At 63.2% G+C, this 26,400-nt stretch carries 20 protein-coding genes; 9 read left to right on the top strand and 11 right to left on the bottom strand.

What is annotated here, in order from left to right:
• Positions 1-202: 202 nt before the first annotated feature.
• On the top strand, positions 203-916 hold the full coding sequence (locus QMG80_RS10470; protein WP_085772778.1) for a response regulator: 714 nt from the start codon (positions 203-205) through the stop codon (positions 914-916).
• Positions 913-2,310 carry an ATP-binding protein gene (locus QMG80_RS10465; RefSeq protein ID WP_085772777.1) on the top strand — a complete coding sequence of 466 codons (1,398 nt, stop codon included), beginning with the start codon at positions 913-915 and terminating at the stop codon, positions 2,308-2,310. Before QMG80_RS10470 ends, QMG80_RS10465 begins: the two co-directional genes overlap by 4 nt.
• A gap of 85 nt (positions 2,311-2,395) precedes the next feature.
• Here QMG80_RS10465 and hemB read toward each other — a convergent pair whose 3' ends face one another.
• Entirely contained in the window at positions 2,396-3,418 is a 1,023-nt protein-coding gene (hemB, locus tag QMG80_RS10460) for a porphobilinogen synthase (protein WP_085772776.1), read from the bottom strand.
• Positions 3,419-3,519: 101 nt separating this feature from the next.
• Between hemB and QMG80_RS10455 the strand changes: the two genes are divergently transcribed.
• Positions 3,520-4,077 carry a hypothetical protein gene (locus QMG80_RS10455; RefSeq protein ID WP_085772775.1) on the top strand — a complete coding sequence of 186 codons (558 nt, stop codon included), beginning with the start codon at positions 3,520-3,522 and terminating at the stop codon, positions 4,075-4,077.
• A 147-nt stretch (positions 4,078-4,224) separates the two neighbouring features.
• On the opposite strand, the gene QMG80_RS10450 is transcribed toward QMG80_RS10455, so the two are convergent.
• The 3 genes from QMG80_RS10450 to QMG80_RS10440 all read right to left on the bottom strand — a co-directional run bounded on the left by QMG80_RS10450 (position 4,225) and on the right by QMG80_RS10440 (position 8,665).
• On the bottom strand, positions 4,225-4,623 hold the full coding sequence (locus QMG80_RS10450) for a hypothetical protein (RefSeq protein WP_085772774.1): 399 nt from the start codon (positions 4,621-4,623) through the stop codon (positions 4,225-4,227).
• Positions 4,624-5,257: 634 nt separating this feature from the next.
• On the bottom strand, positions 5,258-6,733 hold the full coding sequence (gene gatB / locus QMG80_RS10445) for an Asp-tRNA(Asn)/Glu-tRNA(Gln) amidotransferase subunit GatB (protein ID WP_085772771.1): 1,476 nt from the start codon (positions 6,731-6,733) through the stop codon (positions 5,258-5,260).
• Between the two features lie 99 nt (positions 6,734-6,832).
• Complete coding sequence (locus QMG80_RS10440; RefSeq protein ID WP_085772770.1) at positions 6,833-8,665, bottom strand: tetratricopeptide repeat protein; 1,833 nt, start codon at positions 8,663-8,665, stop codon at positions 6,833-6,835.
• A 243-nt stretch (positions 8,666-8,908) separates the two neighbouring features.
• Between QMG80_RS10440 and QMG80_RS10435 the strand changes: the two genes are divergently transcribed.
• From QMG80_RS10435 to QMG80_RS10420, 4 genes are all read left to right on the top strand, one after another.
• On the top strand, positions 8,909-9,139 hold the full coding sequence (locus QMG80_RS10435; RefSeq protein WP_085772769.1) for an FmdB family zinc ribbon protein: 231 nt from the start codon (positions 8,909-8,911) through the stop codon (positions 9,137-9,139).
• A gap of 363 nt (positions 9,140-9,502) precedes the next feature.
• Positions 9,503-10,495, top strand: coding sequence for a hypothetical protein (locus tag QMG80_RS10430; protein WP_085772768.1), 993 nt, complete (start codon positions 9,503-9,505; stop codon positions 10,493-10,495).
• A 206-nt stretch (positions 10,496-10,701) separates the two neighbouring features.
• The gene (locus tag QMG80_RS10425; protein WP_158658841.1) at positions 10,702-12,084 is read left to right on the top strand and encodes a hypothetical protein; all 1,383 of its coding nucleotides are present in this window, start codon (positions 10,702-10,704) and stop codon (positions 12,082-12,084) included.
• 179 nt (positions 12,085-12,263) lie between these two features.
• On the top strand, positions 12,264-13,346 hold the full coding sequence (locus tag QMG80_RS10420) for a hypothetical protein (RefSeq protein WP_158658840.1): 1,083 nt from the start codon (positions 12,264-12,266) through the stop codon (positions 13,344-13,346).
• 34 nt (positions 13,347-13,380) lie between these two features.
• Here the strand turns inward: QMG80_RS10420 and lpdA are convergent, their stop codons facing one another.
• From lpdA to QMG80_RS10400, 4 genes are all read right to left on the bottom strand, one after another.
• Positions 13,381-14,802, bottom strand: a complete 1,422-nt coding sequence (gene lpdA, locus QMG80_RS10415) for a dihydrolipoyl dehydrogenase (RefSeq protein WP_085772765.1) — start codon at positions 14,800-14,802, stop codon at positions 13,381-13,383.
• Positions 14,803-14,819: 17 nt separating this feature from the next.
• Entirely contained in the window at positions 14,820-15,248 is a 429-nt protein-coding gene (locus tag QMG80_RS10410) for an anthrone oxygenase family protein (RefSeq protein ID WP_085772764.1), read from the bottom strand.
• A gap of 54 nt (positions 15,249-15,302) precedes the next feature.
• On the bottom strand, positions 15,303-16,367 hold the full coding sequence (locus tag QMG80_RS10405; RefSeq protein WP_085772763.1) for a GSCFA domain-containing protein: 1,065 nt from the start codon (positions 16,365-16,367) through the stop codon (positions 15,303-15,305).
• Between the two features lie 142 nt (positions 16,368-16,509).
• Positions 16,510-17,577: a GSCFA domain-containing protein gene (locus QMG80_RS10400; protein WP_085772762.1), complete on the bottom strand. Its 1,068-nt coding sequence runs from the start codon at positions 17,575-17,577 to the stop codon at positions 16,510-16,512.
• Positions 17,578-17,767: 190 nt separating this feature from the next.
• On the opposite strand from QMG80_RS10400, the gene QMG80_RS10395 reads away from it, so the two are divergent.
• Positions 17,768-18,802 carry a WcbI family polysaccharide biosynthesis putative acetyltransferase gene (locus QMG80_RS10395; protein WP_085772761.1) on the top strand — a complete coding sequence of 345 codons (1,035 nt, stop codon included), beginning with the start codon at positions 17,768-17,770 and terminating at the stop codon, positions 18,800-18,802.
• A 130-nt stretch (positions 18,803-18,932) separates the two neighbouring features.
• Here QMG80_RS10395 and QMG80_RS10390 read toward each other — a convergent pair whose 3' ends face one another.
• Positions 18,933-20,204: a polyhydroxyalkanoate depolymerase gene (locus QMG80_RS10390; RefSeq protein ID WP_085772760.1), complete on the bottom strand. Its 1,272-nt coding sequence runs from the start codon at positions 20,202-20,204 to the stop codon at positions 18,933-18,935.
• Positions 20,205-20,685: 481 nt separating this feature from the next.
• Here QMG80_RS10390 and QMG80_RS10385 point away from each other — a divergent pair, with 481 nt between their 5' ends.
• The gene (locus tag QMG80_RS10385) at positions 20,686-21,498 is read left to right on the top strand and encodes a DUF937 domain-containing protein (protein WP_085772759.1); all 813 of its coding nucleotides are present in this window, start codon (positions 20,686-20,688) and stop codon (positions 21,496-21,498) included.
• Between the two features lie 91 nt (positions 21,499-21,589).
• Here the strand turns inward: QMG80_RS10385 and QMG80_RS10380 are convergent, their stop codons facing one another.
• Together QMG80_RS10380 and QMG80_RS10375 are read right to left on the bottom strand one after the other, a co-directional pair.
• Positions 21,590-22,033, bottom strand: coding sequence for a nucleoside deaminase (locus tag QMG80_RS10380; RefSeq protein ID WP_085772758.1), 444 nt, complete (start codon positions 22,031-22,033; stop codon positions 21,590-21,592).
• A gap of 141 nt (positions 22,034-22,174) precedes the next feature.
• Positions 22,175-26,251 (bottom strand): TonB-dependent siderophore receptor, encoded by a 4,077-nt coding sequence (locus tag QMG80_RS10375; protein ID WP_158658839.1) that lies wholly within the window; start codon positions 26,249-26,251, stop codon positions 22,175-22,177.
• Positions 26,252-26,400 lie beyond the last annotated feature (149 nt).

Here is a 26,400-nt window from a genome sequence, read left to right as displayed (position 1 = left end):
TCTTTGATCTTGCCACTCGAGGAAAGCCCATGAGCTATGCCTGGGATATTTTGGCCGCAATGTCGGTCTATGCAGCCCTGCTCTACTTTATATGGTCCATGAGATGATTGAGTGGACCGCCGAGGGCGCTCACGCGGGTTCGACCCGTTCGAACGATTCCGTTCGAGAAGCAAGCGCCAGCCAACCGCCGAGCGAGCTGACTATGAACACCGGTCCGGGCGTCCTGCTCGTCGAAGACGACAAGGAAATCGGCGCGTTGATCTCGCGCTATTTTTCCTCCAACGACATCGACGTCTCCCATGTCTGCGACGGCGCGCAAATGGACGCGGCCCTCTCCTCGCGCAGCTTCGATCTGATCATCCTCGATCTGAACCTCCCCGGCGAGGACGGCCTTTCCATCTGCCGTAGGCTGCGCGTCGACCGCAACGTCCCGATCATTATGGTGACCGCGCGGGCCGAGGACGTGGACAAGATCCTCGGACTCGAAATGGGCGCGGACGATTATCTGACCAAGCCCTTCAATCCGCGCGAGCTATTGGCTCGCGTCCGCTCGATCCTGCGACGGACCTCGTCAGCCGAGCCGGTCCCCTCCTTGCGTCAGATCTATCGCTTCTCCGGCTGGACTCTCGATCTTGCCGCGCGCGACCTGAGCGCTCCCGACGGCGCGAAGGTCGCTCTGACCGGGGCGGAGTTCGATCTGCTGCACGCCTTGTGCGAGCATCCCAACCGCGTGCTGTCGCGCGACCAGCTCATCGGCCTAACCCATGGCCCGAGCGAAGGTCCCTTTGAACGCAGCATCGACACGCTCATCAGCCGGCTGCGCCAGAAGATCGAGACCGAGGCCAAGAATCCCCGGCTCATCCAGACGGTGCGGTCAGAGGGGTACCTGTTCTCGACGCAAGTGACCAGGGCATGATCTGCTACCTGCGACGTCTCTGCCCCGACCGGCTCGCGGGGCAGATCGCAATGCTCATCCTCGTGGCGCTGGTGCTCTTCCAATTTGTGCTTACGGGCCTGCAGACTCTGGAGACGCGGAACGGGCGACTGCCCTTTCCTACTGTCTATGAGGTGCTCTCCAGCGCGATCCTCGCCGTCGATCTTGCGCCGCCCGAGCGCCGCGAGGAAGCCCTCCAAACCCTCGCGAAAACCGCGCACTGGTCGAGTCTACGGATCGTCATGGCGCCGCCGGCCGAATGGCGTGACGCGAATTTCCGGGACGATCTCTCCGAATTCGCGACGCGGCTCTGGCCGGGCGCCCGCGTTTATCTCGCACAGGAGACCAACGCCAGGGGTGAGCACGACGTCGTTGTCGCGCTGCGCCAGGGCGACTATCTCATCGCCGCCGCCGAATTGCGGCGTCGACCGCCAGGCGCCGGAGGGCCCTGGCCCCTGCGCGTGCAACGGATGGCGCTGTTCTTCCTGCTGAGCGTCACGCTGCTGACGGTATGGATCTCATCGGCGGTCGTCGCGCCTTTGGTGCGGCTCGCGCGCGAGGCTGAGCGCTTTCCCGACGAGAGCGGCGCCATGCCGCCCCTCGCGGAGGCGGGCCCGCGCGAGGTCCGCGATCTGACGCGCGCGGTCAATCGGATGCAGCGGCGCATCGAGGCGATGATTGCGGCGCGCAGCCAGGCGCTGGCGGCGATCAGCCATGATCTGCGCACGATCCTGACAAGGATCAAGCTCCGCTCGGAATTCATCGGCGACGAAGGATTGAAGTCGAAGATGCTCGCCGACGCCGATCTGATGGACTCGATGCTCCTGAAGAATCTTCAGGCGCTGCGCGACGGCGGCCCGAGCCCCGATCGAGGCCCCATTGACCTCGACAGCGTGCTGCAGACGGTGTGCGACCAGTTCGCCGATCTCGGCCACAAGGTGAGCTACAACGGCGGCCATCACCAGATCATCCTGGGCTCGCTCACCGAATTGCAGCGCGTTTTCACCAATCTCGTCGAGAACGCCGTCTCCCACGCCCAAGAGGTCGTGGTCACGCTGAGCCAGCCCTCGGTGAAGCTCGTGCAAGTGGATGTCACCGACGACGGTCCCGGCATCCCAGACGCGGAGAAAGCGCGCGTGCTCGAGCCCTTCGTGCGCGGCGAGCCCGCCCGCACCGTGACGGACCGCAGCGGCTTCGGGCTCGGCCTCTCGATCGTGCGCTCGCTCGTCCGGGAGCTCGGCGGCCGCTTGGAGCTCATCGACCGCCAGCCGCGCGGGCTCATCGCCAGAGTGACGCTGCCGCGCGCCTTTGCTGGCGCGCCCGTGAGTCGGATGGAGCCGGTCGAGATCGCGCAGCGCTCAGGCAGGGTCGCCTGAAGGCGGAAAATGCGGTCCATTCTACAAGGTTAGCGTCGCCAGAAAGCCAATTCCCGACGACCTGGTTCGTCATCGCGCCAGCAAATCAGGCGCTTGCTCTTAGGAGTTCAGCCGCGCGCAGCGCGAAATAGGTGAAGACGCCGCAGGCGCCCGCGCGCTTGAAAGCCAAGAGGCTCTCCAGCATCGCGCGGTCGCCGTCGATCCAGCCGTTGGCGCTGGCGGCGGCGAGCATCGCATATTCCCCCGACACCTGGTAGGCGAAGGTGGGGACCTCGAAGGTCTCGGCGACCTTGGCGATCACGTCGAGATAGGGAAGGCCCGGCTTCACCATCACCATGTCGGCGCCCTGCTCGAGATCGAGAGCGACCTCGCGCAGCGCCTCCTTCGCGTTGGCCGGATCCATTTGATATGTGCGCTTGTCGCCAATCAGTGTCTTAGTCGTGCCGACGGCGTCGCGAAACGGACCATAGAAAGCCGAGGCGTATTTCGCGGCATAGGTCAGGATCAGGACGTCCGTGAAGCCTTCGGCGTCAAGCGCCGAGCGAATGGCTCCGATGCGCCCGTCCATCATGTCGGAGGGCGCGATCACGTCGGCGCCGGCCCGCGCCTGATTGAGCGCCTGGCGAACCAGAGCCGCGACGCTCGCGTCATTGACGATCTCGTCATCCTGCAAGAGGCCGTCATGGCCGTGGCTCGTATAGGGATCGAGCGCCACGTCGGTGATGACGCCGATCGCAGGGACTTCGGATTTGATGGCGCGACAGGCGCGGCAAACGAGATTTTCGGGATCGAAGGCGTTGGAGCCGCCGTCGTCGCGCAAAGCCGCATCGATATTGGGAAACAGCGCAATGGCGGGAATGCCGAGCGCGGCGGCGCGTTCAGCTGTCCGCACCGCGAGATCGATCGACAGCCGGCGCGTTCCCGGCATGGAGGAGATCGCCTCTTCCTGCTCTCGGCCCTCGACGACGAAGAGCGGCAGGATCAGATCGGACACTTCGAGCGTCGTCTCGCGCACCAGACGACGCACCCATTCGGCCCGTCGATTGCGCCGAGGACGGGAAACGAGATCGAGGCTCGGCGCTCGACGCGCATTCTCCCGGGAACTCATGGGCTCATCTCCGCCGCGGCTCCAGACCGCGCTGCGTTCAGGCGGAATCGCCCGGACGCAACGCGATTTACCATGTTCTGACGCCACGAAGAAAGCTTGGGTTGCCGCGACGGCGCGCGGACGGCTATGATCCCGTCATGCTCGCAACGCGGCCACTGACAGCGACGCGCTTCTCCTCCGCGGCGCGACCGGGATGCTGGACGCGTCGCTCGCTCCGACTCCTTCCCGGGACGCTGGCGCTCTGCGCAGCGGTCGCGATCTGTCTTTTGACGCCGAACGCGCGGGTCTTCGCTAACGAGGCGGACTCTACGCCTTCCTCGCCGAAAGTCCCGACGGCGAAAAAATCTCGCAAGAAAGAAGTTCAGGAGAAGGCGCAGAACGCGACGCCTGCTCCCTTCAATAGGTCAGCGACTTCGCCCGCCAAAGCCACAGATAGCGGTGCGCAGGCTGGAGCCGGATCCAAGCGCGAGGAGAAGGTAGAGAAAGCGCCGCTCGCCTCGCTGCCGCCGCCGGACACGGCGACGCCGCCGCCGCGTCTGCCCGAGGCGTCGCGGGAGAAAATGCGCGCCTGCGCGATCGAATGGTCGAAGTTGAAGCTCGAGGCGCGCGATCCCATGCCGCTATGGCGAGACTTCGGCGCTCAATGTCTCAAACGCTAAAAGCGCCACTGGGTCTCAAGCGCTGAAAGCGCCTTTAGCAGAGCTCTCGCCCGAGCGCGCGCCAGCGCAGGCTCGGGCAAAGCCGGCCCGCCGTCGCTTCGCATAGGTCGCGAGGCAAAGCCTGCACGAAGCGTCGGCGCGTTCCGTTCAAATGGACTCCGGCGTCGAAATCGGAGGAACCGACGGGACTTCCTTCGGCTTGCGGGCGACGCGCTTCTTGGTCGCGACCTTGCGAGTCGCCGTCTTGCGAGCGACCTTTTTGACGCTGGCCTTCCGCGTCCCCTTCTTTGCCACGGCCTTGCGGACGCCGCGCTTCTTGGTGGCGGTCTTGCGAGTCGTCGTCTTGCGAGCGACCTTGCGCGCGCCGGCCTTGCGAACGCCTTTGCGTGCGCCCTTCTTTGCGCCGGCCTTCTTCGCGCCAGCCTTCTTCGCGCCAGCCTTCTTCGCGCCGGCCTTCTTGGTCGCCGACTTACGCGCACCCTTCCGCGCACCCTTCTTGGCGGCCGCTTTCTTGGCCGGCCTACGCTTGGTGGTTGCTCTCGCCATAATGGGTCCCCTTCATCCAAATTGCCGGAACACAATCGACCGACAACTGGTGTTGCTAGCGTAGCGTGCTTAAGCACGCGTGCAAGAGGCGAACCACGCGATTCATCATCGCAATGCGCATTGAGAGCGCTCGCGACGCTCTCAATGACGCGATCAAAGGAGGCGCGAAAGGCGCAGCAAGCGGGCCGACGAAGGCGTCACGCAGACCGATGAAATCGCTGAGCGCGCGCATCGCGACGCATCGAAGAGAGCGTCGACGTTGCGACGAGCCGGAGCTTCCGCAGCGCGCGCGACCGATCGCGACGCAACTCAATGCTTTGATTCTTCTCGTCTATGAAATCGCACGGCGCGCGCATCGCCGACGCGCGGGCTAGACTCGTCGACGCATCCTGCACGCCGCCTCACCACGATGTCAGTGTCGTTCGAGCCTTTCAACGACGGCCTCGATCGTCTCGATGAAGCGCGCAGCGACGCTGTCGGCAAGCGGGCGTCCGAGACGCGCGTAGAACGCAAAAAAAATCTGTCGACGACGCATCGAGACGTAAAAAAAACTGGACGCGACGTTCGCGTGCGCGGTTGGAATCGCGCAACGCGCGTCGAAAACTGATTCGTTTCGGCGGGAGAAACGCTCGGCTCAGAGGCCGAGCTTGGCTTTTAGCAGCTCGTTCACGGACTGAGGATTGGCCTTGCCGCCAGTGGCTTTCATCACCTGGCCGACGAACCATCCGAGCATCGTCGGCTTGGCCAGCGCCTGCGCCACCTTGTCGGGATGCGCGGCGATCACCGCGTCGATCGCTGCTTCGATCGCGCCCGTATCCGTGACCTGGCGCAAGCCGCGCGCCTCGACGATCGCTTCCGGATCGCCGCCTTCCGTCCAGACGATCTCGAAGAGATCCTTGGCGATCTTGCCGGAGATCGTCTCGTTGGAGATGAGATCGACGATCTTGCCGAGCGCCGGCGCGGAGACGGGCGACTGCTGGACGTCGAGCCCCTCCTTGTTGAGGCGCCCGAAGAGCTCGTTGATGACCCAATTGGCGACGAGCTTGGCGTCGCGACCCTTCGCCGCCGCCTCGAAAAAATCGGCGCTGGCGCGCTCCATGACCAGCACGCCGGCGTCATAAGGCGTGAGACCGTAATCCGAGATGAAGCGCGCGCGCTTCGCATCGGGGAGCTCGGGCAATCCCTCGGCCAAGGCGTCGACATAGGCCTGATCGAACTCGAGCGGCAGCAAGTCGGGATCGGGGAAATAGCGGTAGTCGTGCGCTTCCTCTTTCGAGCGCATGGCGCGAGTCTCGCCCTTGCCAGGATCGAACAGCCGCGTCTCCTGGCGGATCGAGCCCCCATCCTCGAGAACGCCGATCTGCCGGCGCGCCTCGACGTCGATCGCCTGCCCGATGAAACGGATCGAATTGACGTTCTTGATCTCGCACCGCGTGCCGAGCGGCTCGCCCGGCCGCCGCACCGAGACGTTCACATCCGCCCTGAGCGAGCCCTCTTCCATGTTGCCGTCGCAAGAGCCGATGTAGCGCAGGATCGTCCTGAGCTTCGAGACATAGGCCCTCGCCTCCTCCGCGGAGCGCATGTCCGGCTTGGAGACGATCTCCATCAGGGCGACCCCGGCGCGGTTCAGGTCGACGTGGCTCTCGCTCGCAGAGAGCTCGTGCAAAGACTTCCCCGCGTCCTGCTCGAGGTGAAGACGCTCGACGCCCACGGTGATGCGCTCGCTCGGAGACACGTCGACGACGACCTCGCCCTCGCCCACGACCGGATTCTTGTACTGCGAGATCTGATAGCCCTGCGGCAGGTCTGGATAGAAGTAATTCTTGCGGTCGAAGACCGAGCGCAGGTTGATCTTGGCTTTCAGCCCGAGCCCGGTGCGAACCGCCTGCGCGACGCACTCCTCGTTAATGACCGGCAGCATGCCCGGCATCGCCGCATCGACGAGCGAGACATGATCATTGGGCTCGCCGCCATATTCCGCGCTCGCCCCCGAGAAGAGCTTGGCGCGGCTCGTCACCTGAGCGTGGATCTCCATGCCGATAACGACCTCCCAGTCGCCGGTCGCGCCCCGGATGAGCTTTGAGGAGGTCGTAGAGGCGGCAGCGGTCATCGGAGCATTCTCCTGTGTGAATTATCGTGGTCTCAAGCTCGCATATACCCAAACGCAGGCCCGCTCGAAAGCGGCGGCGGCTTGCGACGCACTTTCTGCTCAGGGATTGCCTCGTTTGAGGGCGTCGCCTTGCGGCGCGTGCTGCGCCTGCCGAGTCTTCGACGGAGCTGCCGCGCCGGGCGGCGCGCGCTCGGCCTTGGCGGGCGACGCCGGCGCGGCGACGGGCTCGGGCGTCTTGGGCTCGAGCCGCGCCGTGAGCTTCTCGATCTGAGGCGCCAATATCGGTCCCATGCGCAGATCAAGGCCGACGATCTTCTGATATGTGGCGACGGCCTCAGCGATTTCTCCGCGCGCCTCGAGCTCGCGCGCCACGCCCTCTAGCGCCTTTGCGTCGAACATCGCCTCGATCTCGGCGTCCAGCAATTTGTCCTTCGCCTCGTCTTTTTTGCCTTGCTCAAAATAAAGACGCGACCAGCCGATGAGGAACTCCGCGTTGTGGCGGAAGAACCGTTCGCGTTTCGTATAAAGCGCCTCGGCGGCGGCGTAGCGCTTCTGTGCGGCGTAGAGACCCGCGAGCTCCACGACCGGAGTGGGTGACGCCGGCGCCAACGCCTGCGCTTTTTCAAACGCGGCTTCGGCGGTCTTCCAGTCGTGGAGTTGTCGCGTCGCAGCGCCAAGCGCGAGCCAGGCGTCGACGCTCTTGGGCTCGGCCTGGGTCGCGCGCTGCAGGAAACTCAGCGCTTCCTCCTGTCGGTTGAGATGCGTGGAGGCGTTCGCCGCGCCGATGAGCGGTGCGGCCGCAGGTCGAAGCTTGGCGGAAGTTTGATAGGAGGCGATGGCCTCCTCGTAATGCTCCACGCTCTGGCGCAGCGCGCCTTGCGCCAGATGGCTCTGCGCCTCCTGGGAATCGACCTCGACGCCCTTGTCCATCTCGGCGAGCGCCTTGTCGCGATCCCCGCGATCGAGCAGAACGAGCGCGAGAGCCGCATAGCCTTCGTGCTGCTTGGGCATGAGATCGATTGCCCTGCGCGCGGCGGTTTCGGCCGCGTCCAACTGGCCATCGAGACGCAGGATCCCGGAAAGATTGACGTGACCCATCCCGAAATTGGGGTCGAGCGAGACCACCTGGTGGAAGTCGCGCGCCGCTTCGCTCACTTTGCCGCGGTCGCGGGCGATGAGACCACGCATTGTGTAGGCCCAGGGATAATTGTCGGCGTTCGCGCTCGCGAGCGCGAAATCGGCGGTCTCTCCGGCCTTGTCGTAGTCCTTCTGGCGATAATAGAAATAGCCGAGGTTGATCGGATCGAACTTGTGCATGATCCGTTCGGCCGCCGCCGCGATGAGACGCTGGACGTCCGGCTCCGGCGTCTCGGATTTGTAGATCGGCCCCTCGCCGGCGATGCGCAGCCGCAGCCCGTATTTGGCGGGCTGGTCCTTGTCCTTCGGCTCCTCGATGAAGACTTCGCCCGTGATAACGGTCTCGGTGTAGCCAAGAAGACGACGCACCTCGGATACGATCGTGCCCATGTTGAAGCCGCCCACAGGCAGATTGATGGTCGGCATCGTGCTCTGGAAGTCGAGTCCCGAGATCTGAGCCTTCTGCTTGCGCGAGCCCGCGGCCGCATCGATCTCAGAGATGTGATCGAGAATCTGCTGCGCGATCACGTTTCCGGTGATGCCCTGCTCCTGCAAGGCGGCGGGAACGGAGATATCTTTCACGACGAAGCTTGTCTTCGCGGCGAGCTTGTAGATCGTATAGCCGCCAACAAAGACGGCGAGGATCACCAGCGCGTTGACGACCACGATGCGCAGCGGCTCGAAAATGCCGGCCGCGCGGCGAATGGTCGTGGCCACGGCGGCGACGACGCTCGTTCGCGCAGGCGCGGCCGCGTCTGGCTGGCCTTCGCGCAGGCCGGGTTGTAGGCTCGCCATGTCGGTCACGGGATCTCCTTTAGATCACGCCGCGCTTGAAGCGATTTCGCTCAAACGCGGACAAGATGATCGATTCCACAAGGTTGGAACGCGCTGCGGGCGAGAAGCCGGTTCCGGCGCCTCGAGGCTGCAGCATTTCCCCTATCCCTGCCCGAAGATGGTGACTTAAAATGGGCGCGGTGGCGCAAATTTTGCGAGCGGTCGAGCGCGCAGCCAGCGTCACAACCAGAGATCAGGACTGCAATGCCGCTTTATTCTTACGTCTGCGAAGACTGCCAGGCCGAGAGCGAGCTCTTGGTCCGCGCCAGCGAAACGCCGCAATGTCCTTCCTGCGGGAGCGCGCGGCTGACGCAGCAGATCGCCAAGATCTGCAACGAGATCAAATATCCGGCGATCGCCCGCTCCTGGCGGCAAAGGGCGGCGCGCGAAGGCGATCTCTCCAATTTCAACAAGACGGAGCGCGGGAAGGTTTAGGCCAACCCCGTCGACGGGATTGGCCCGCCGCCTAACGGCGCCGGCGCTTCTACAGAGGCGCCGGGTCTTGCGCTGCGCGATGCGCCTTCAGCCCAATCGACGTCGCTTTCCGGTAAGAATCCCATTTCCCAACCGGCGCGGACCGCAAGCAACTTCACGATTTGAGCGGGGAAGGACCCGATCCATCCCCAAGGTACGGCATCCCCTTGCGGGAGCTCTATCGAGCTACACATACCCAGAAGCTTACATTATAGTCGATATCCACGGGCATTGGAACCGCCAATGAGAGTGTCAGACTTTCGTTTGAGCTGCATTTGGGTTGAGGGCGCTCGGCAGGCGCTGGGGAGGCAAGATCAAGGGACGATGGGTTCCTGTATCCAGGCCGGTCCCTACGCGACGCTTTTCGATCAGCTGCTCGAGTCCGACAGCCACTCCGGGTTTGTTGTGCCCTGGCCAAGGCGCCGAGGGAAATTGTTTCCGGACAAGAACAGTTACTGGACCAAATACGTGGTCGCCGAACTCATCAACACGCCGCGCGACCAGAGAGGGCAAAAGGCCTGGAGAGCGATTGTACCGCTGCGACGGAGGGAATCGCTTCTAAGCTTCGAACGGCCCGAACGTAGTTTCGTCGAAGCCTGGTACTTTCCGCATGGGGTCGCTCTGACCGCTACGGTGTGGTTTCGCGGTGATTACGACCCAACCGGGCTGAAGGCTGCGGCGAGCGATTTTCTGGCCCAGGCCTCCGACGTCGTTTGGTCGGACGGACACTCGCAGCATATCAAGCTTGCCGGGATGTCACGGGCTTGCCTGGATCTCCTTCGCAACGAAGCATTCGGCGACATCGAGTCGGGCTTCCAGCCCGATCCGTTTTGCGTTTTGACCGTCGTCAGCGCGCGACCAGAGCAGCCCCGGAATGCAGCCGCCTCGGACCGTCTGATGCTGGAAGCCGCGATCTCCGCTGTCGGCGGAAACGCCGCGGCTAGCGGCCCCGCGAAAGACAGCGCCGTGATCTCGCTTCCGAAAGGGCGACTCATTTGGCGCCCGGACAAGGCGCGAGCGGATCGCGGAACCACGCATACATTGGGTTGCCTGCACCGCAATATCACGCTGGCGACGATGCAGGTCGCCAGTCTGTTGAGCGGCGTCGACGCTACGCTCGCCGCGCTGGAAGAGGCCAAGGGCGCGATGGCGCCGCGCGTCGAACCCTATGCGAGGCGGTTGGTCGAAAAAATCAAGCAAATCCATGCGATGGGCAGGGACACCTACGACCAACTTTGCTTACACAGGCAGATCGAGCCTGCGAAGGGAACGGTCAACCGCCTGGCGGCGGCCATCGGAGTTGGGGGAATTCAATGATGCGCCGCGCCAGCGCGGTTGTCCTCCGTCTGCGCGCGGTCGTGCTCCTCATAGGTTTCACATTACTGATCACAATCGGCGTTTCAATCGCCGAAGGAAAACGACCGCAGGGCGCATCGGCCGCGGATGGGTCGCCGCTCGAGCTCGAGGTTCAGCCGAGCGAGCTTGCGCTGGATGCTGGACAGCCGGCGCATGGACGATTGCTCGTGCTCGCCAAGAACTCCAAGAGGTCAACCATCGCCTCGGCCTCTCTCAGCTTCATTCCGGTGACGGGCTTAACCGCGAAAATCATCCAGAATCCACCGCTGCCTTCTGCCGGAGACCTGTTTTGGATTCTCGAGGTGACCGGCGGCGAGACCGCGCCGGTTCCGGCAAAATTGGTGATACAGCTCACATACGCCACTGCAGGCGCCACGAATACGCCGATCGTGACCGCAACGACCACCACGATTTCGGCGCCTTCACCCGCCTCCGTGACCGCGTTGAAGGCAGCCGTGGCGCCGCCGGACGGATCGGTGGAAGAAAAAACCCCGCTCGATGTGGTGCTGGAGATCGACAACCCGACTCGGCAGACAGCCCACATCAAGAACATCGCGCTGCTCGCGCCTGCCAATTATGTCGAGTTCGATCCCAAGCAACCGCCTCCCTCGATGAGCGAAATTCCGCCCGGCGGCAGACTTGCGACGCCGCTGCATATTACGACCAAAAAGGAGGGCGTCGTCCCTGGGACGTATACCTTGGTGATCGGCTTCAACGCTGGTTTCTCGAACCAATCGCCGCAGTGGGCTCCGGCAACGGCGCAAGCCAAAATCAACGTTGAAGTTCGCGGCGTCTCGGATGCGTTGCAATTCCTCAACGTCGGCTCGCTCTTGCTTCTGCCAGGAGCACTGATAATTCTAACGTTTATCGCGTCATTTTCCTGGTATTCTGGACGCGCTCCTGTCGATTGGAAAAATCCGTTCCTACTCGTCGTCTCGGTGATACTGTCCTTCGTGGCAGCCGAGATCTACCCCGTGGTGACACAATGGCGCGGGGATCGGCATGATTATCTTAAAGCTTATCAACTGCAGGACGTCATCAATGTTTGGGTGGGCTCCGTCGCGGTCGGCGGAGGCGGCGGGATGATCGCCGGCGCTCTGTTGAAATTCATCCAGTGGTGGAAGGCCAGCCCCGATCCCGCCGACAAGCCGATCGATGTCCTGTGCAAGCTGAAACGTCACGGCGCCGATTTCTGGTTGACGGCCGTTCAGCGAGATCCGAACGGGGACGACGCCGCCGCCCAACTCATGCTCGTATTGCCGTTTGGCGGGGCCGCCGCCGGCCGGCGCTGGCTCATCCAGCGCGTGCGCTTGCAACAAGGGGATGCGAACGGCGCCGCCGCCCGCTACCAAACGATCGTCTCCCTGCTCAATGGCGACCGCGGCGCGGCCGTTCACACAAAAAAGCTGGTCGAGGTGGTGCAAGAAGGCTTCAACGCTCGGCAAGTGCTCCTTTCCTGGGAACGCAGCCCCGATGTCGGCCCGGTTGAGGCAGCCGACGCTGAATACCCCCACGTCGTCGGCCCGCGCACGATCATCCTACCCCTGTAATTCACGAAAAAGCGCCTAGAAAAACGGCGCCTCATGTCGCCTCGGGCTCGCGAAGCAGGAGCGTCCCCAGACCCGATGGGAACCATTGACCTCATCCGGGCGTTGAGGCGACAGTTCAAATCTAGCCCGCCAGGGCGCCAGGCGCTTTTTGTAACGCATTCGGTCGATAGGACACTGCAGTGGCCAGAGTTGCAGAGAAACCGGAACTTGGCGTCTTCATGATCCAAGATTTCGATGGTCAGGTTGATCTTGAAGTGGGCGGCACAGTCGGGCAATTAAGCTCAAATGCAGTACTTTCACTAGTAGGAACGCATTGCTTCGTCTGCGAAAAGCCTCTGACGAGCGACAACTCTGACACAACAAGGATTACAAGAGAGGATCTCTTTCCGAAATGGCTCAAGAAAAACTTCATGGGGCCGGGAGACAAGATTGAAAAATCAAACGGAGAATTCATACTCCTTTCCAAAAACATAGACTCCACAGAAGATCTCGTGCCTTGCTGCCGGAATTGCAACAACGTTCTTATGTCACAGGTCGAGAACAGGATATCATGCGGCGTGAAAGGCGGGTATGCGCGCTTTATGAAGATAAGCGATTCCGATATTTTCCTATGGTCATCTAAAATAATTTATGGTTTGATTTATATTGGCGTCAACACATGGGATTTTTCTACTAAGGAAGCTTCATCTGGCTGGTTAAAATCCGAAGCGCTCGAGCATCTGAAACTAACATCGCTCCTCATGAAAGGATTTAGAAAAAGGGTTGTCGTATCAAGTGAAAAGAGACCGTTTTCGATACTGAAATTCCATTTGAAAAACTCACGACGAACGTCGCCAAATTACGGCTATAGGGACTCGATCTCGTGGCCCACGACGCTCGCCTTGCAAATGGGCTCGGTCGGGCTGATCGTCGGGTTCGAGGATTTCGGCTTCCTGGAATGGTGGTACGATCAAAACTATGGGGAACTCCTCAGAGGAAAATGTCTCCATCCCGCTCAATTCTGGGAGATCGCCGGTCGGGCCGTTTATGCCGGAGGTCTCGGCGGATGGGACGTCAGCTACTCGATCATCGAAAATGAGAAGGGAATGTTCATCACGCTCGACCCTCGGATACGGGAAGGACACCCCGAAGATCCCCAACGACTGGCCGACATCGTTGCCGCGTTCACCGAGATCCCGGATTTAGCGAAAATCGCGCGCCCTGGAACAACGCCCACCTTGCTGATCGATAAGGACGGGAATTACCAGGATATGCCGGCTTGAGCGCCAAACGGCGCAACTCCAAGCCGCCGCCACGTCAGATATGGATCGCCCGTCCGTCGACGGCGAGCGCCGCCTCCTTGACCGCTTCCGAGAGCGTCGGATGGGCGTGGCAGATGCGCGCCAGGTCCTCGGACGATCCACCGAAGCCCATCAGCACGGCGGCCTCCGCGATGAGCTCGCCGGTAATGGCGCCGAGCATATGAACGCCGAGCACGCGGTCGGTCGCCGCGTCGGCGATGATCTTCACGAAGCCGTCCGTCTCGCGCATGGCGCGCGCGCGCCCATTCGCGCTGAAGGGGAACTTGCCGATCTTGACGGCGCGCCCCGCGGCATGCGCCTCTTCCTCGGTCATGCCGACGCTGGCGACCTCGGGATGCGTGTAGACGACGCTCGGGATCACGCCATAATCGACGTGCCCATGCTGGCCCGCGAGGATTTCGGCGAGCGCCACGCCCTCCTCTTCCGCCTTGTGCGCGAGCATCGGTCCCCGCACGAGATCGCCGATCGCATAGACCCCGGCGACATTGGTCGCGAAGCCTTCGTCAATCTTGACGCGCCCGCGCTCCAGCGCGACGCCCGCCTCCTCGAGACCCAGTCCCTCCGAATAAGGAATCCGGCCGGTCGCGATCAGCACGGCGTCGGCTGTTATGCCTCCTTCGCCCGAGCCGTCGAGCGCCGCATAGGAGACGGCGACACCCTTCTCCTGCCGCGCCACATTCGTCACCTTGGTTTTGAGACGGAAGACGAAGCCTTGCTTCTCGAGGATTTTCTGGAAGCGCTGAGCGATCTCCGCGTCGAAGCCCGGCAAGATCCGTTCGAGATATTCGATGACCGTCACTTGCGCGCCGAGCCTGCGCCAGACCGATCCCATCTCCAGCCCGATCACACCCGCGCCGACGATGACGAGACTTTGCGGAACCTCGGGAATCGAGAGCGCGCCAGTGGAGGAGAGCACGCGCTCTTCGTCAATCTTGATTTCAGCGCCGGAGGCGTCGCGCAGCGGCGCAATCGTCGAGCCCGTCGCAAGCGCGACGTTTTTCGTCTCGAGCGTCTGCCTCGCTCCGTCCGCGGCCTGAACCTCGACCGCGAGCGCGCCCTCCCTGGAGACGATGAGCCGTCCCGAGCCGATGAAGCTTGCGACCTTGTTCTTTTTGAACAGGAAGGCGACGCCGTTCACATTCGCCGCGACGGTGTCGTCCTTGTGCTTCATCATCGCCGCGAGATCGAGCCGCGGCTTTTCGACCAGGACGCCGAACGGGGCGAGCTTTCCGGCCTCGGCGAACATCTGCGAGGCGTGCAGCAGCGCCTTGGAAGGGATGCATCCAATATTGAGACAGGTGCCGCCAAAGGTCGGCCGCTTCTCGACGACCGCGGTCTTGAGACCGAGCTGCGCGGCGCGAATCGCGCAAACATAGCCGCCGGGGCCAGAGCCAATGACGACGAGATCATAAGTCATCGCGCAGGCCCTTCTCTTTAGCCGGCAGCCCAGGCGTAGATCAGCACCCCCACGAGCCCGATGCCGATCAATCCAAGCTCCAACAGGCCCCAAAGCTTGATGACGGCGCGCGCTTCATGCACGGCGCCGCTCTCGATAAGCGCGAGTATCCGATTGTTGAGCGGCACGATCGCGACATAAGTGTAAGGCCAGCTCGCGATAACGACGAGGGCGCCGAACAGCCAGCGTATGTCGTCGAGCTCGCGATAGGTGGCGAATCCGAAAAGCGCCGAGAGCAGCGCGAGCCCCGCCAGGACCACGAAGCCCCGATGGTCGGAAGGCTCCCATTCCTTGGCCAGCGCCTCGTCGTCGAGCGCAAGGCGCGCCGGCTGCTCGACGTAATTGACATAAAAAGCCGCGCCAACGAGACCGCCGGCGGCGGCGAGCGCGAGTGAGCCGGTAATCATGGCTTGCTTCCCTTCACATGCGCGACCGTCAGCATCGAGCTATGCGCCGCCGCGCTAGGCCGCGTCAATCGCCTCCTCGTCGCAGATGATGCGGGAAGCGCTTCGGGCTTCCGCAGCGAGATCAAGCTTCGCCACCGCGACCGCCCGAGAGGGCGCCTCGGAGGGCTCCATGAAGTGCTGGAAGAAGATCTGCATCGTGCGCTCGACCCCGAGATGATTGATGCGACGGGTGTCGTCCCCATAGAAGCGCGCCGCGTTGGGAGCGGCGGTGACGAGGTCGTAGGAGGGAAAATAGGCGATATTGGCGCGGGCGCGCACCACCTCGTCCGCGGCGGCGCGCAGAATGGCCTTCGAGGCCGAATTCGAGACGAGCACATGCCGGTCCTCGCCGGTCGCGATGATCGAGACCGGGGACACGCTCAAGATGATTCGCACGCCGGGATTGCGCGACTGGATAATGTCGACCGAAGCGAGGAAGTCGCGCACGACCTCGGCGACGCCCATGTTCCAAAACTCGTAGAGCTCGGGATCGAACACGCCGCCGGCGACGCCCGGCGCGAGCTGCAGCACGGCGCCGTCCGGCCGGTGGCGCCAGCATTCCGTCAGCCCGAAGGTGAAGACGAACACGTCCATCGTCTCCACCATCTTGCGGACGGCGGCGAGGTGACGCTCGCGATCGGCTCGCATCTCCTCCACGGTCTCATAGCCCTGAGGCTCGATGCGCGGCCGGAATGGATCGACGTAGCGGCCGTCGTCGTCTCGCCATATGTCGAGCTGCGGCTGATACTCTCCATAGGCGCGGCGCAAGAGCTGCAGCAGCTGGGTCGTCGTGTAGAGATTGCCGTAGCGGCAGGAATACATGGCGTAGTTGCGCGCCCGCGCCTCAGCGGGAGACAGTCCCGCCGGCGGTTCTTCGCAAAGATAGTAGTTGTAGCCGCTTTTTTGCAGTTGATGCGCGATCTCCTGCGCGAAGCAGCTGCCGGCCGTCGCGACCTTGTCCTCCTTAGCGATCTTGAAGGGCGTCGCAACGATCGGGTCGAGCGCGAAGGGCGGCATGGACGCCACCGCTTTGCGCCAGAAGCGATGATCGGGCAAAGACGCGTACGGGCTTTCGGCCACAGATAAGCTCCTGGGCAGGGACCAAATGTCATCTTTCCGCCCGGACCATAACCTCGGGCTTGACTTTTGTCGTGTCCAAGCTTTGTCTGCGGAGTTGCCGGAGTCGTGCGTCTCCGGCCGCGAGAGCCGGTTTTTCTCGGTCTTACACCCCCTCGATCGCCTCCTCGTCGCAAATCACCTTGCAATTGGCTTGCGCCTCTGCGGCCACATCGAGGCGAACCGTCTTGGCGAGCGGCGCCCCGCTCTCCTCGCGCGCCGTGAAATGCTCGAAGAAGACCCGCATGGTCTGATCGATGCCCGTGCTCGTGATGCGTCTTGTGTCCTCGCGATAGAAGCGTGAGACGTTCGGGGAGACGGTTGCGAGATCGTAGGACGGGAAGTAGGCGACGCCCGGTCGCGCCCGCCTGATTTCATCCGCAGCCGCGCGCAGGATCGCCTTGACGGCGGAGTTCGATTCGATCACGTGGCGGTCTTCATAGGTGGCGATAATGCCAACCGGCGACACGCTCAACACCACCCGCGCCTGCGGATTGACTTCTCTTATGCGATCCAGGGCGGCGAGAAAGTCACGGATCACCTCGCTCACGGTCATATTGTAAAATTCATAGACGTTCGGATCCCACTCGCCGCCAGCGACACCCGGCGCGAGCTGCAGGATCGCCCCATCCTTCTTATGACGCCAGGTCTCCGTGTGCCCGAAGGTGAAGACGAACACGTCCATCGTCTCGACCATGTGACGCACGGCGGCCAAGTGCCGTTCACGGTCGGCGCGCAGCGCCTCCGGGGTGGCGAAGCCGTCGGGCTCGATGCGCGGGCGGAAAGGATCGACGAATCGGCCGTCTTCGGGCCGCGTCCAAACATCGAGATCGGGCGTGAATCGGCCATAGGCGCGGTCGAGCAGCTGCAGGAATTGCGCGGTGGTGTAGACATTGCCGTAGCGGCACGAGTACATCGAATAATTGCGTCGCTCGGCCTCCTGCGCCGACAGGCCCTCCGGCGGCTGTTCCGCTAAATAATAATGAAACCCGCTGTGTTGCAGGCGCTGCGCGATCTCCTGCGCGAAGCAGCTGCCTCCGGTCGCGACCTTGTCCTCGCGCGAGATCTTGAACGGCGTGCGCAGCAGCGGATCGAGCGCAAAAGGCGGCAGGCCGGTCACCGCCTTGCGCCAGAACCGATGGTCGGGTAGGCTTGAATATGGGTTCTCTGCCACGCGTCGCTCTCCTCTAGATTGGCGAACAAGTTGATCAGACGTAACGGCGCTTTTCCCGGAGAACCATAGCTCCCCACCCGGCCGCTCGTCACCTCTAAACTGGCGGCGAAACCGCGCGCCTGCTTAGAACCGACTTGAGGTTCGGTCCGGCCCCGCAGCGTCCGCGAGGCGCGCATCGACGTGTTGCATCATGCTCTCTCAAATCGACAAGCAAATCCTCCGCGCGCATCTGCTCCCCAAGATCAATAAGGTCCTCGGACGTGCGCCCCTCCCGGGCGCCCGGCTCGCGGTGGTCGGAAACTGCCAGAGCTATGGAATCGCCTATGCGATGAAGGTGCTCGCGCCCTCCGCGGAGGTCGACCATTATTCCGCGATCGGCAAGACGATCGCGAACATAGACCTGCTCGGCAAGACGCTTCAGGGCTATGACCGCGTCTTCATGCAGAATTTCCCGGCAGGCATCGTGAAAGGCGGCGACTATGAGCATCTTCTCGCGCGCCTGACAAAAGTGACGCGCATGCCGTCGATGGTGTTCGCGGCCTTTCAGCCGGATCTCGTCTATCTCCTGGACGCGACGCGCGGAGACAAGCCGCTGAACGGCCCCTTACGGGCCTATCACTCGGCGCTCGCGACCTTCGCCTTTCGCGTCGGCCTATCGGTGCGCGAAGCCAATGCGCTTTTCAATGACAACGTCTTCGCGACCGTCGGCTACTACGACATTTGGAACGCCTCGGCGCGAGAGTTCGTCGAGGAGAACAAAAGCTATTTCGGCTTCGATTTCTCGAGCGATCTCATGAACTGGTCGCGGCGTGGGATTTTCATGTATTCGATTGTGCACCCCAAGCCCTTCGTGCTCGCGACCGTCGCGCGCCGGCTGCTCGAGGCGACGCAAATCCCCATCGAGAACGAGAATTTCGACGACTACGCGATCGACGATCTGGCGCGCTCGGAGATTTTCCCCGTTTACCCGGAGATCGCGGCCCGGCTCGGCGTGCGCGGCGGTTATCTCTTCAAGCGCGGGAATTTCCACATATCCCATGGCGTCGGCGAGTTCATGACGCTGCCGCAGTTCCTCGCGGCGAGCTACGCCGTCTACAAGCGCGCGCGCCCCGAGCAGATTGCGCATCAGCGCATTGACGCCTGGCTCTCGGATCAGGCGCTGACCGGCCGGCTCGTCGAGCTCGCCAAAGAAAATCTCGCCAAAGGCGCGACGCCGACGCTTTGAGTCGCGCAAGATCATACTGCGTTCAGGCGCTGTCGCCCGAGCGCAGAAAACGTGATCGATTCTAAAAATCTAGAGCGCGATCGCCTCGACGCGGAAGAGGCGCGAGAACTCCGGTTGTCGCGCGCGCCCTTTAAGCCGCCGCCGCTTTGACCTTTTCGATGCGGGCGGTGAACGCCTGGATGCGCGGCGCGATCTCCCGGCGAAAGCGCGAGCCGTTGAAGACGCCGTAATGGCCGACGCCCTCCTGTAGATAGTGCTCACGACGCTGTTGCGGGATATTCGCGCACAGCTCCTGCGCCGCGTAGGTCTGCCCCACGCCGGAAATATCGTCCTTCTCGCCCTCGACGGTGAGAAGGGCGGTCCGGCGGATGCCGGCGAGGTTGATCCGGGCGGCGCGGTGGTGGAAGAGCCCGAGCGGAATGGCGTGCCGAATGAACACCTGCTCCACGGTCTGGAGGTAAAACTCGGCCGTCAGATCCATCACCGCGAGATATTCATCATAGAAATCGCGATGCTTCTCCGCGCTGTCGCCGTCGCCCTCGACGAGATGCTCGAACATTTCGAGATGGGCCGAGACGTGGCGCTCGATGTTCATGGCCATGAACCCGGAGAGCTGAAGGAAGCCCGGATAGACGGAGCGCCCCCAGCCCGCGTGAGGAAAAGGCACCGTATGGATGCAGTGCTGCTTGAACCAGCGAATGCCGCGCTTCTGCGCGAGCCGATTCACGGCCGTCGGGTTGACCCTCGGGTCGATGGGGCCGCCCATCAGCACCATGGAGGCCGGGATGTGCGGATCCTCCGCCGCCTCCATCGCGGCGACCGCACAGATGAGCGGAACGCTCGCCTGACAGACGCCCAGCGTGTGCACGGGCGCATCGTCGTCGAACTGCGACAGGAAAGCGGAGATCTCAATCAGATAATCGATATACTCGTCGAGATCGAAACGGCCCTCGCCGACCGCCATCGCGCGGGCGTCCGCCCAGTCGGTGATATAGACGTCATGCGACGGCAAAAAAGCCTCGACAGTGCCGCGCAGCAGCGTCGCGTAATGGCCCGACATGGGCGCGACCAGCAGCAGCTTCGATTGCCGAGGCTTGTGCCCGTCGAACTCGCGTCGGAAGCGAAGCAGACGGCAAAAGGGCTTGCGCCAGACCTCCTCCTCGACGATCGGGACCTCGACGCCGTCCACGACGGTCTTGTGAAAACCGAAGGCCGGCTTGCCGTATCGGCGCGTCATGCGCTCGAACAATTCGGCAGTCGCGGTGATGCTGCGCGTGATCGAGTTCTCGCCGAAGGGGTGCAGCGAGCTGTTCAGCATGTGAACGGTCACCTCCGACATCGCGCGGGCCGGCGCGAAGGCGAGATGCAGCATCTCGTACATCTGGTAGGCGTAACGCTCCATCCCTCTCAACTCCAAGCCCTGTAGGCTTCCGCCGGCTCCGTCCGGTATCCGTCGCCTGCTCGCCGCCTGTCGAAAGCGCAAGCGGGAATAAGAACCTTCATCTTCGCAACTCGCGCTCCTTCTTGTCAAACCCAGCGCGTTCTCCACCCGAGCGCCACCGCGCGAGCGATGAGAAATCGCGCCAGAATCAAAAACGGGAGCGAATTCCGATCGCAAACGTCCTTCAAGTTCTGCGTAAATCCCCTCTCGCGTCCAGGCGAGGCTAGAGCGCGACGCGAAAAAGCACAGACCGGCTTTTCGCACAAATCGCGCTCTAAACTTCTAGAATCGATCAGGTTTTCTGCGTTCAGGCGACTCCTCCTGAACGCAGCGTGATCTAAGCGACATAGGCTCTCGCAGAGTCTCACGCTATCAGTTAAGGTGAACAAGGCGATCAGCAAGATGGCGCCGCGCCCGCAGAGGCTTCAGGGAGAGAAAATCAATGTCCATGATCGAGGATATTCTGGTTTCCGCCCAGGGCGGCAAGCTCGTCGACAACCTCGCGCAGTCCTTCGGCTTGACGTCGGAGCAGATTCGCTCGGCGATCACGGAGCTCTCCCCCGCGCTCGCGCTCGGCCTGCGCAATGCGGCGTCGAACCCCGAGGCGCTGAACAAGATTGTCGACGGGCTCTCCCATCCCACCCACGCGGCGGCCTTCATGGATCACTCGGTGGCCTGCTGCGAGGAGACGGCGACGCTCGGGCAAGGCGCGATCAATCAGCTCTTCGGATCGAACTCCGCCGCCGGCCAGGTGGCTCAGATCGCCGCTCGCGACTCGGGCCTGCGCCCCGACATACTCACCCAATTGCTGCCCGTGCTGGCCTCGGTCGTGCTCGGCGGCTTGTCGAAGTCGCTCGGTGACAAGGGCCTCGGACCGGTTCTCGGACAGATCGCCGGCAGCGGCGGCCTGGAGGCGATCCTCGGCCAGCTCGCGGGCGGCGGCGCGCCGACGCCGCGACCCCAGGCTCCGCAAGCTCAGCCTGGCGGCGGGTTCGGCGGACTGCTCGGCGCGCTGCTAGGGGCGCTGCTCGGCGGCGGCGCTAAAGGCCCCGCGGGCGCCCCGCCCTCCCCCGGCGCGCCAAGCGGCCTCCCCGGCGGCCTCGACCCGGCCGCGATTCAATCGGCGATCGAAATGATCAAAAAGACTTTGGCGCAGGGCGCCCCGGCGCCGGACGCGGCGCGCGGCGGCTCCCCCGCCGGCCCCCAGCACGCGGAGCTGCAGGACGTGCTCAATCGCGTCTTCCCAAGAGGCTGAAACTTCCGCCCGGCCCTTGCCGGTTTCTTTCGGGAGCGCGGCGCGCGCCCCCTCTCCTGCTCCAGGGTGAGGGAACTCGCGGGATCCCCGATCACCGCCGCGCGGCGAAAAACTCCCGCAGCAAGCCCGCGGCTTCCGCCTCGCGCAATCCTCCATAGACCTCCGGCCGGTGGTGGCAGGTCGGCTGCGAGAAGAAGCGCGGCCCGTGCTCGACCGCCCCGCCCTTCTCATCGGCCGCCGCGAAATAGAGCCTGCGGATGCGCGCGAGCGAGATCGCCCCAGCGCACATCGCGCAGGGCTCGAGCGTGACATAGAGATCGCAGCCCACGAGCCGCTCGTTGCGCAGGATGCGCGCGGCGGCGCGCAGCGCCAGCATTTCGGCGTGCGCCGTCGGATCGTGGTCGCGCACCACGCGATTGCCGGCGACCGCGAGGATCTCCGCGCCACAGACGATCGCCGCACCGATCGGCGACTCGCCGGCCGCCGCGGCGTCGCGCGCGGCTTCAAAAGCGGCGGAGAGAGGATCGACCTTCATGCGCCCCTCTCTTTCGCTATGATCCACGGGAAGGCAAGCGAGCGTTGAAGTCTCCTCCCGGACCGGCGGCCTTCGCCCCCCTTTGAACGCCTTTTGCGAGAGACTTGATCTGCGCGTGTTCTCCGCGGGAAAAGGCGCAGATCAATATTTCGCGGCCTCGGCAGCTGCGATGGGCTCCCCGAATTTGTAGCTCAAGCCCACCTGCACCTGGTTCTGATCGAGATGGCGATCGGCGGCGTAGAAGGCGCCCAGCGACGTCGCGGCGGGGGATTCGCTCAGGCGCCCGAAGTCAGCGTAGCGATATTCGCCTCTGACCGACCAATGCGGATTGACGGCGTATTCGACGCCGCCGCCGACGGTCCAGCCCGCGCGTGTCGATGTGCGCTGGTCAGCGGCGTAGAACAGCGCGAGCGTCTGGTCTGTGCCGAAGAGCTGGAGGTTGGAGCCGAATTCGCCGAAAGCGACGCCAGCCGAGGCGAAGAGCAGCATGCGGTCAAGCGTGAAGCCAGCGCGGGCGCGAAGCGAGGCCTGGAGAGGCGACCAGATCGCGCCAGAGCCGGTAACGGCGACGCCGGCGACCGGAACGGGAGCAGAGATCGACAGGCCCCGGCTCATGAGCGTCGGATCGACGGAGCCCTCGACGCCGACCACCCAACGGTCGACCTGCTTGTTGTAGCCGACATGGGCGCCGCCGATCACGCCTATGGCGTCGCCGTTGACGCTGTTGCCGCCGCCAAAGACGATCGCGCTGCTGCCGAGAGCGCTTTGGCCCAGGAGACCGCCGGGCGTCGCATAGGTGATCGAGCCGTCGTTGAGGCCATAGCCGTAGCCGATCTGCGCGCCGAGATAGAATCCGGTCCAATCAATCGGGAGGGACGACGCTGCGGGCGTGGCTGCTCCAGTCCCATGTGGCAGGTCGTTGGTCGCGAGCGCCGGACCCTTGACGATCATCGAGGCCGGCGGGGCCTCGGGCTCAGGGCCGGCGAATAATTTGTAGCTGAAGCCGACCTGCAGCTGATGCTGATCGAGCTGGCGATCGACCGCAAAGACCGCGCCGACCGCCGAAGGATCGGTCGCTATCGCGAGCCGGCCAAAATCCGAATAGCGATATTCCGCGCGCGCCGACCAACGATTGTTGATCGCATAGTCGAGGCCGGCGCCGGCGGTCCACCCGACGCGCGTCGCGGATTTGGCGCCGCTCGCAGCGAAGTTTTTCACGGCGTCGAGATCGGTCCCGAAGAGCTGCGCGTCGGAGAAGAAGGATCCGAGGGCGACGCCGGCCGTGGCGTAGGGCAGGAAGCGCCCGAAGGCGTAGCCTGCTCGGGCGCGAACAGAGCCCTGTATGTCGGACTGCACGTTGCTGTTCACCGTGCCGCCAATCCAGGGAAGCCCGTAGTTAAGCGCCTGCCCCACAATGCTCGGCTCGAGGATGAGCGAGTTTCGATTCAAGCTCGCCGCGTCGACGGAGCCCTCGAGACCCAAGACCCAGCGGTCGAATTGCTGATTGTAGCCGATATGGGCGCCGCCGATCACGCCTTGCGCGCCTCTGCCGAGATTGCTTTGGCCGGACTGCTTCTGAGCCGTGCTCCAGCTCAACGAACCGTTGTTGGCGCCGACCCCGTAGCCCATCTGACCGCCGATATAGAGTCCGGTCCAGGTGAAGGAGGGCAGCGATGGCGCGACTGTCGGGACCGGCAGTAGCCAGGGCGGCGGCGTCGACCCCTCCGCCAGCTCGGCGCGCAGCGAGCCCATGACTGCGAAGGGCGCGCCATAGGAGCGAGAACCGTAGTTCGCGCCTAGCCCGGCGGCGCCGAGCGGAGAGTAGTTGGTCTCGCTCGGATAGTAGGTCCTGTCGAAGAGGTTGGTGACGTTCACCTGCGCCGTCACTTTCGAGCCGGTGTAGAGGAAGCTATAGGCGGCCATCAAATCGACCGTTCCATAGGATGGATTGAGCCGCCAGACGTAAGGGGCGTAATTCAAGGTGTCGTTGACCGGCCGTGAGCCCAAGTAGTGGTAGCCTGCCCCGATCTTGAAGCCTTTCAGAGCCGAGTCGTTCTGGAATTCGTACGTTGTCCAGAGGCTCGCCTGATTGCGCGGCACGCCAGGGAAGCGTTGGCCAACGACGAGCGCCCCCGATTGCCCTATGGCCGTTCCCGTGAAATTCGGGGTCGTCGTTCCCTTCGTGAGGCGGACGTCGTCATTGGTGTAGGCCGCGATCACACTCCAGCCGGGAAGGATCTCGCCCTGAATATCGAGTTCCGGACCCGTGCTCCGCGCCGCGCCGGCGAGGAGAGAGCATCCTCCGGGCACCCCGGCGCCGCCGGCGCAGAAGTGAGCCGGGTTGGCGTCAGGATAGGGCACATTCGTCTTTATGAGATCGAAGTAATCCGCGGTGATGCGGATCTTCCCGCCGAAAAGCTCAACCTTTGCGCCGGCTTCCCAGCTTTTCGCGCTCGTAGGCGGCGCAAGCTCGTTTGGGTAAACGAAGGCTTGGTTGGGACCAAAACCCTCCGTGTAATTGCCATAGAGGCTCAGCCATTCCTGCGGCCGCCACAGCAGGCCAAAGCGCGGCGTCAGCGCCTGTCCGGTCAGCGGCGCGGAGGGCTGCAACTCGACCGGCCCTTGCCCCGTTGAAACATTCTGGTGGATGTACTGGTACCGCGCGCCCGCCAGCAGGAAGAAGTTGAACGGCAGCTTGATCTGGTCCTGCAGGTAGAGGCCGGCGGTATCCTGGGTGAAAGCCCATTCGTATGGGAAGCAAGGGCACTGCGGCGGTTGGACGCCGAGCGGGAGCGGGCTGAGAAGGAGATTGCTCCACGGACTTGGGAAGAAAGATTGAGAAAAGTAATTCCCATATTGGCTACCTGTGCTCCAATAAACATCTCCGCCGAGAAGGACGGTGTGCTCTATTCCCAACGTGTTGACGTGACCGGTAATGTCAACATTAGTAGAATAGACCGTCTGCGGGCTCTGCCATTGATACTGAAAGCCCTGAGCTAGCGGGAGGTTGCTAGGTGAAGCTACGATGGATGTGGGCGTGGAGAAGTTCGCATTGAAATCTAAATAGTTGTAGGCGATCTGCTGCTTGATCGACCAGTCCTTGTCGAATTGGTGCGACCAAGTGAGCGCGGCGAAGAGACTCGTCTGCAAAAAAGGTGAGCTCGCGCCGAAGTTGGTGTTGCGCGGGGCGTTTACGAAGACTCCATTGACAACCGGGTCATACCAGAAGGCGCTGTCCTGTCGCCAGTGATTATACTCGGCCTCGAGCTTCACCCAGGTCGCGTCATCCGGCTTCCATTTGACGACCGGCGCCACGAAGAGGCTCTGAGCGTGGGTGAGGTCGACGAAGGAGCCGAGCGGCGCGCCATTGTTCTCATAGGACACGTTCGCCCGATAGAGCAGCGACTTGTCCGTATTGAGCGGGCCCGTGGCGTCGACGGTCGTTCGGTACAAGGCGAGCGAGCTCATTTGCTGCTGCGCGGCGTAGAAGGGCGCGTCCAGCGGCTCCTTGGTGGTGATGTTGATAACGCCGCCCGGATCGACGATCCCATAGAGAATGGCGCCCGGACCCTTCAGCACGTCCACGCTTTGGACATTGGCGAGCTGGCGGGTGCTGACATAATCCAATTGGTTATAGGTGGAGTCGACGCGAAAGCCGTCGCGATAATAGGTGTTCGTCAGAAAGCCGCGCAAGAGGATGCCGCTGCTCCCGCAGCAGCCCAAATTGAACGTGCCGTCCGTGACGGTGACGCCGCTGAAATTTTGCAAGGCCGTCGCGAGATTGGTGGCTTGCTGATCCTGAAGCACCTTCTGGGTGACCGTCTGCACGTTCAGCGGCGTGTCCATGACCGGCGTGTTGGTCTTGGTTCCGGTCGAGGATTTCTCGAGCACGTAGCTCTTGTTGTAAGGGTCCTGCCCTGCGCCGGCGCCGCCATAGCCGCCTGCGCCTTGCCCCACTCCGCCCTGCCCCGCCGCTGCAGCTTGGCCCGCGTCGAAGCCCACGCCAGGAACCGGCACGCCATTGCCGCGCCCGCTTTGCGCAAGACGGCTCGCGCCCGTCCGGGGGCCGGGCTTGGCTTTCGCGGCGCTATGCGCCACCGGCTTCTGCTTGCCGATGTCGAGCGTCGGAAGATTTTGTTGAGCCTGCGCCGCCGAGATCGGCGAGAGAATGACAAGCAGGCGCGCGACAGCGCCGCTCCTGAGCTTTTTCATCGACATCTTGGCCTCCTTGAGTCGCATCTCACCGACTCCCCCGCCAGGGAGTCAGCTCCGTTCCGCTTTGCACTTTCCTTATCGAGCTTCAGCGCCCATGGAGGGCATGGTAAAGTATAATTTCAATCAGCGATATATGTATATAACAAAATAAT

The sequence above is a fragment of the Methylocystis bryophila genome, from assembly GCF_027925445.1.
Lineage (GTDB): Bacteria > Pseudomonadota > Alphaproteobacteria > Rhizobiales > Beijerinckiaceae > Methylocystis > Methylocystis bryophila.
The sequence above is the reverse complement of the archived record's forward strand: the minus strand, read 5'-3'. Positions and strand labels throughout refer to the sequence as shown.

What these genes read in the sequence shown, in the direction of transcription:
- QMG80_RS10375 (WP_158658839.1), bottom strand. Translation starts at nt 26,251, where the DNA reads ATGTCGATGAAAAAGCTCAGGAGCGGCGCTGTCGCGCGCCTGCTTGTC.
- QMG80_RS10385 (WP_085772759.1), top strand. Translation starts at nt 20,686, where the DNA reads ATGTCCATGATCGAGGATATTCTGGTTTCCGCCCAGGGCGGCAAGCTC.
- QMG80_RS10390 (WP_085772760.1), bottom strand. Translation starts at nt 20,204, where the DNA reads ATGGAGCGTTACGCCTACCAGATGTACGAGATGCTGCATCTCGCCTTC.
- QMG80_RS10440 (WP_085772770.1), bottom strand. Translation starts at nt 8,665, where the DNA reads ATGGCGAGCCTACAACCCGGCCTGCGCGAAGGCCAGCCAGACGCGGCC.
- gatB (WP_085772771.1), bottom strand. Translation starts at nt 6,733, where the DNA reads ATGACCGCTGCCGCCTCTACGACCTCCTCAAAGCTCATCCGGGGCGCG.
- QMG80_RS10430 (WP_085772768.1), top strand. Translation starts at nt 9,503, where the DNA reads ATGGGTTCCTGTATCCAGGCCGGTCCCTACGCGACGCTTTTCGATCAG.
- lpdA (WP_085772765.1), bottom strand. Translation starts at nt 14,802, where the DNA reads ATGACTTATGATCTCGTCGTCATTGGCTCTGGCCCCGGCGGCTATGTT.
- QMG80_RS10465 (WP_085772777.1), top strand. Translation starts at nt 913, where the DNA reads ATGATCTGCTACCTGCGACGTCTCTGCCCCGACCGGCTCGCGGGGCAG.
- QMG80_RS10380 (WP_085772758.1), bottom strand. Translation starts at nt 22,033, where the DNA reads ATGAAGGTCGATCCTCTCTCCGCCGCTTTTGAAGCCGCGCGCGACGCC.
- hemB (WP_085772776.1), bottom strand. Translation starts at nt 3,418, where the DNA reads ATGAGTTCCCGGGAGAATGCGCGTCGAGCGCCGAGCCTCGATCTCGTT.
- QMG80_RS10470 (WP_085772778.1), top strand. Translation starts at nt 203, where the DNA reads ATGAACACCGGTCCGGGCGTCCTGCTCGTCGAAGACGACAAGGAAATC.
- QMG80_RS10410 (WP_085772764.1), bottom strand. Translation starts at nt 15,248, where the DNA reads ATGATTACCGGCTCACTCGCGCTCGCCGCCGCCGGCGGTCTCGTTGGC.
- QMG80_RS10450 (WP_085772774.1), bottom strand. Translation starts at nt 4,623, where the DNA reads ATGGCGAGAGCAACCACCAAGCGTAGGCCGGCCAAGAAAGCGGCCGCC.
- QMG80_RS10395 (WP_085772761.1), top strand. Translation starts at nt 17,768, where the DNA reads ATGCTCTCTCAAATCGACAAGCAAATCCTCCGCGCGCATCTGCTCCCC.
- QMG80_RS10435 (WP_085772769.1), top strand. Translation starts at nt 8,909, where the DNA reads ATGCCGCTTTATTCTTACGTCTGCGAAGACTGCCAGGCCGAGAGCGAG.